Here is a 5,324-nt window from a genome sequence, read left to right on the forward strand (position 1 = left end):
CGCGCGCCGGGGAGCGGGGTCGGGCACTTGCGGCATGGCTCGGTCGGCGCGCCCGGCCGGGGGCGCGATTTACCCGTGGGGAGCGGCCCCCGGGGGGCCGCTCACCGGCGTGCTCGACCCGTGCGCCCGACCTGCGGGCCCACCGGCGTCAGCGGCTCACCGCCCTGCGGTACTGGCGGGTCGCCAGCGGCACGAACACCGCCAGGATCAGCGCCACCCAGCCGAGCGTGGCGAGCACCGGGTGCTGGAGCGGCCACGCGTCCGGCGGTGGGAACATCGGGTTGGTGTTGCCGAACAGCACCCGCGCCGCCTGCGTCACCGCCGACACCGGGTTCCACTGCGCGAACACCTTCAGCGGACCGGGCAGGTTGCCCTCCTGCACGAACGTGTTGGCGATGAACGTCAGCGGGAAGATCGCCATGAAGCTCGCGTTGTTGAACACCTCCGGCGTGCGCACCATCAGCCCCACCAGCGCCATCACCCACGACATGGCGTAGGCGAACAGCAGCAGCAGCGCGAAGCCCGCCAGCGCCTCCAGCGGCGACGAGTGGACGCGCCAGCCCACCAGCAGGCCGGTCAGCGACATCACCACCACCGAGATGCCGTTGCTGACCAGGTCGCTCGCCGTGCGCCCGGCCAGCACCGCCGACCGCGCCATCGGCAGCGAGCGGAACCGGTCGATCACGCCCTTCTGCATGTCCTCGGCGAGCCCGCTGCCGGTGGTCGTCGACCCGAAGATCACCGTCTGCGCGAAGATCCCGGCCATCAGGAACTCCTCGTACGCCATGCCGGGGATGTCGATCGAGCCGCCGAACACGTAGCTGAACAGCAGCACGAACATGATCGGCTGCAGGGTCGCGAACACCAGCAGGTCCGGCACCCGCTTGATCCTGATCAGGTTGCGCCTGGCGACCACCGCGCTGTCGCCCAGCGCCTGGACGAACGCGCTCACCGGTCTTCCTCCCCGTCCTCGGCCAGCTCCGCCGCGCGCCCCGTCAGCGCCTGGAACACGTCGTCCAGCGGCGGCCTCCGCCGGCCGACGTCCAGCACCGTCACCGCCTCGGCGTCGAGCCTGCGCACCGCCTCCACCAGCACCCGCGCCCCGCCCGCCACCGGAACGAGCAGCCGGTGCGACCGCTCGTCCACCACCACCTCGCCCACGGCCAGCGGCGCCAGCGCGCGCGAGGCCGTCGCCGCGTCGGCGGCCGTGCCCACCGCCAGCTCCAGCCGCTCGCCGCCCACCTGGTCCTTCAGCTCGTCCGCCGTGCCCAGCGCGATCACCCGCCCCCGGTCGATCCCCGCGATCCGGTCGGCCAGCCGGTCGGCCTCCTCCAGGTACTGGGTGGTCAGCAGCAGCGTCGTGCCGCCCGCCACCAGCTCGGAGATCACCTCCCACATGCCGAGCCTGCTGCGCGGGTCCAGGCCCGTGGTCGGCTCGTCCAGGAACAGCACCGGCGGCTCGGCCACCAGCGCGCCCGCCAGGTCCAGCCGCCTGCGCATCCCGCCGGAGTAGCCCCTCACCGGCCGGTCGCCCGCCTCCTCCAGGTCGAACCGGGCCAGCAGCTCGCGGGCCCGCTCGCGGCTGCGCCGCCTGCCCAGGTGGTAGAGCCTGCCGATCATGTCCAGGTTCTCGAACCCGGTCAGCGCCTCGTCCACCGCCGCGTACTGCCCGGAGAGCCCGATCCGGCCGCGCAGCTCGCGCGCCTGCGTCCGCACGTCCAGCCCGGCCACGCTCGCCCGGCCGCCGTCCGCCTCCAGCAACGTGGTCAGCACCCGCACCGCCGTCGTCTTACCCGCCCCGTTCGGGCCCAGCAGCCCCATGACGGCGCCCTCGGGCACCTCCAGGTCGAGCCCGTCCAGCGCCACCACCGAGCCGTAGCGCTTGACCAGGCCCTCGGCCGTGATCACGTTTCCCATGCGGGCCATGATGGTCGTGACCCCCGACAGGAGCGGTCCGCATCAGCTCACCCGGACGGGGGAATTGCCCGTTCGGGTGGCGCGGGTGTGCGATGACCGGCGTGCTGATCAGAAGAGCCGCGCCCGAGGACCTGGGCGCCGTGCTGGGGCTGGTGCGGGAGTTCTACCTCGTGGACGGGCACGACTACGACCACGACGCGCTGGTGCGCGCGCTGGGGCCGCTGCTGGGCGGGGACGAGCACGGCGGGGTGTGGCTGTTCGACACCGGGTACGCGGTGCTGACCTGGGGGTACTCCCTGGAGTCCGGCGGGCGCGACGCGCTGCTCGACGAGTTCTACGTGCGCGACCGGGGGAGGGGCACCGGGTCGGCGGTGCTCGCGGAGCTGGCCGACGTGGCGCGCGCGGCCGGGGCGTCGCGGGTGTTCCTGGAGACCGAGCGCCCGAACCACGCGGCCCGAAGGTTCTACCGCCGCAGCGGTTTCACCGAGGAGGACTCCACCTGGCTCAGCCTGGCGCTCTGACCGGGTGAGCGCGGCGGGCCGCGTCCGCCTCATCGGCTTTTTCCTGCTATTGGGTGGGTACGTGCACCCGGAAGTGGGCGATCGAGTGAACGGCCGCCCCTCACTAGGGTGTTCGCGAATCGTGCCGAGGTGGAGGAGCGTCCGATGGCAGCCGTCCAGACCCGCCGCAAGCGCAAGCTGGGTCAGTTCCTGAACGCGCTGCGCAAGCGCGCGGGCAAGACCGAGGTCGACTACCACGCGCTCACCCGCAAGACGCAGTCGACGCTGTCGCGGATGGAGAACGGGTACATCAGCCCCAGCTGGACCGAGCTGGGGGCGCTGCTCGGCCTGTACGGGGCCAGCGACGCGGAGCGGCGTGAAGCCGAAGCGCTGTGGGAGGACGCGAAGCAGGACGGGACCCGGTTGGTCTACGCCGCCGCGTTCACACCCGAGGCGCGCACCTACGCGCGGCAGGAGGCGGACGCGACCGAGGTCCGCACCGTGGAGATGAACGTGATCCCCGGCCTCCTGCAGACCCCGGCCTACGCGGCGGCGGTCCGGCGGGCGGGCAAGCGGTTCGTCGACGGGGGCGTCAGCGTCGACCAGGCGAAGGCGGCGCTCGCCGGTCGGCAGCGCAGGCTGCGCACCGTCCGGCTCGACGCCGTGATCGACGAGTCGGCGCTGCACCGCCTCGTCGGCGGGGCGGAGGTCATGCGCGAGCAGTTGCTGCACCTCGTGGAGGCCACTCAGAATTCCAACACCACCATTCGGGTGATTCCTTTCAGCGTCGGTGCTTACGGAACCATGTCAGGAGGCGGGGCAACCGCCCTCCTATTCGAGGACGGCGATCCCTCGGCCGTGTACTTGGAGTACGCGGGCGGGGGTAAGTGGGTGGACAATCCCGCCGATGTGCAGAATTACCTCCTGCACTTCGACGAGATCGCTGGCGGGCTGGCACTGTCGCCCAAGGACTCGGTCTCGCTGATCCGAAAAATGGCTTCGGCACTGAAGGAAACATGAACAACACCAAGACGTGGCGCAAGAGCACCCATTCCGGCGCTGGCAACAACTGCGTCGAGCTCGCAGTGGGTCGAACAGCCACACACGTGCGCGACAGCAAGAACCCCGGCCACGGGCGCCTGACCTTCGCGGACCGCCCCTTCCGGGCGTTCCTCACCACGCTGGTGCAGGCCTGATCCACGTCGACGGACAAGGCGGGCGCAACGAGGCGCCGCCCCGGCCGACGGCCATCCCGACCCCTTCCCTCACCCGCGCGGGGGATGGCGGTGAACACCCCTCCGGGTGAATCACCCGGTCGGCGCGGGTTGAGAACGATTGCACCCACCCACGGCAGCGTCGTCGTTTTCCCGGTGCACTCGTTCGGCCTACTGGCGGGGGGTGAACGTCCCCCGAACCGGCCAACGCGGTGTGAATAATGTTCCGCTATGTCGCGGAACCCCGCCGTGAATAAGTTCCCCGACCGAAGTTTCTTCGGTCCAACCGGGTAATCCCGGTTCGCGACCTCGCCGGAGTCGTCCGGTTGTGCGTGCAAAGCCGGGAGGCGAGTCCTGTGACCGCCTCCCGGCTTTGGCGCGTTCGAGGGAGTTCGGGAATTGCGAGGAATACTCGGATTGAGTGATGGGAAGTGGCGGGCGGACTGGGACGTGCGCGCCACGGGGCGGGCACGTCCCCGCGCTTCCCCGGACCGCCTCGCGCGGAACGGGGCGGCGGTCCGAAGACCGCCGCCCCGCCCGTCGGGACCGTCCGCCGGAACCGCCCTCAGCGCGTCCCCAGCACCCCGTCCACCCGCCTCGGGATCCCCAGCGGGTTCCCCGACTGCAGCTCCGGGGGCAGCAGCTCGTCCGGCCAGGACTGGTACGTCACCGGCGCCAGCCACCTGCGGATCGACGTCGCCCCCACCGACGTGTGCAGCGGGTTCGTCGTCGCGGGCCACGGGCCGCCGTGGTGCATCCCCCACGCCACCGCCACGCCGGTCGGCCAGGCGTTGAAGATGATCCGGCCCGCCACGCCCCTCAGCGCCTCCGCCGCCTGCGCCGCCAGGCCGTGCTCCTCCGGGTCCGCGTGCACCGTCCCCGTCAGCGTCCCCGGCAGCGACGGCAGCAGCGCCAGCACCCGCGCGGGATCGTCGTAGGTCACCACGACGCCCGCCGGGCCGAAGTGCTCCTCGGTCAGCCGCTCCCGGTTCTCCTCGAAGACCTCCACCGGCACGGTGAACAGCTTCGGCGCCGCCGTCCAGCCCGCCTCCGGGGCCGTGCCCTCGGCCACCAGCGACGCCAGCCCGGACGCCGCCAGGTCCTCGGTGCCCGACCGGTACGAGTCGCGCATCCGCTCGTTCAGCATCGCCCCGCCCGCCGACGCCGACACCGCGTCCGCCAGCGCGGGCACCAGGCCGGTGGGGGCGAACAGCAGGCCCGGATTCGTGCAGAACTGGCCGACGCCCATCACCAGCGACCCGGCGAACCCCGCCGCGATCTCCGCCCCGCGCGCCGACGCCGCCGCGGGCAGCACCACCGCCGGGTTCACGCTCCCCAGCTCCCCGTAGAACGGGATCGGGTCCGGGCGCGACGAGGCCAGGTCGAACAGCGCCCGCCCGCCGCCCGTGGAGCCGGTGAAGCCCACCGCCCGCACCGCCGGGTGCCGCACCAGCGCCACCCCGGCCTGCGTGCCGTACACGATCCCGAACACCCCGGCGGGCAGCGCCGACGCCACCACGCGCGCCGTCTCGCGCGCCGTGCTCGGGTGCGCCGAGTGGGACTTCACCACCACCGGGCAGCCCGCCGCCAGCGCCGACGCCGGCGCGCCCCCCGCCACCCAGACCGCCCCCGGGCCGGTCGACGCGGAGCCCACCCCACCCGGCCCCCGCCGGCGCAGCACCCGCCGCCGCTC

At 72.8% G+C, this 5,324-nt stretch carries 6 protein-coding genes; 3 read left to right on the forward strand and 3 right to left on the reverse strand.

The genetic code is table 11. The features are described 5' to 3' along the window. Nucleotides 1-148: 148 nt before the first annotated feature. Entirely contained in the window at nucleotides 149-952 is an 804-nt protein-coding gene (locus tag ACTUAL_RS08605; protein WP_440899876.1) for an ABC transporter permease, read from the reverse strand. Beyond that, nucleotides 949-1,917 carry an ATP-binding cassette domain-containing protein gene (locus tag ACTUAL_RS08610; protein WP_440899877.1) on the reverse strand — a complete coding sequence of 323 codons (969 nt, stop codon included), beginning with the start codon at nucleotides 1,915-1,917 and terminating at the stop codon, nucleotides 949-951. The genes ACTUAL_RS08605 and ACTUAL_RS08610 overlap by 4 nt, the downstream gene beginning before the upstream one ends. A gap of 92 nt (nucleotides 1,918-2,009) precedes the next feature. On the opposite strand from ACTUAL_RS08610, the gene ACTUAL_RS08615 reads away from it, so the two are divergent. From ACTUAL_RS08615 to ACTUAL_RS08625, 3 genes are all read left to right on the forward strand, one after another. After that, nucleotides 2,010-2,438, forward strand: a complete 429-nt coding sequence (locus ACTUAL_RS08615) for an N-acetyltransferase family protein (protein WP_440899878.1) — start codon at nucleotides 2,010-2,012, stop codon at nucleotides 2,436-2,438. Between the two features lie 144 nt (nucleotides 2,439-2,582). After that, on the forward strand, nucleotides 2,583-3,437 hold the full coding sequence (locus tag ACTUAL_RS08620) for a helix-turn-helix domain-containing protein (RefSeq protein ID WP_096492086.1): 855 nt from the start codon (nucleotides 2,583-2,585) through the stop codon (nucleotides 3,435-3,437). Further along, nucleotides 3,434-3,613: a DUF397 domain-containing protein gene (locus ACTUAL_RS08625; protein ID WP_015800321.1), complete on the forward strand. Its 180-nt coding sequence runs from the start codon at nucleotides 3,434-3,436 to the stop codon at nucleotides 3,611-3,613. The genes ACTUAL_RS08620 and ACTUAL_RS08625 overlap by 4 nt, the downstream gene beginning before the upstream one ends. A 583-nt stretch (nucleotides 3,614-4,196) precedes the next feature. On the opposite strand, the gene ACTUAL_RS08630 is transcribed toward ACTUAL_RS08625, so the two are convergent. Continuing rightward, nucleotides 4,197-5,324: aldehyde dehydrogenase family protein (locus ACTUAL_RS08630; protein WP_440899879.1), on the reverse strand; the 1,128-nt coding region annotated here is incomplete at its 5' end.

This window comes from Actinosynnema sp. (assembly GCF_052038725.1).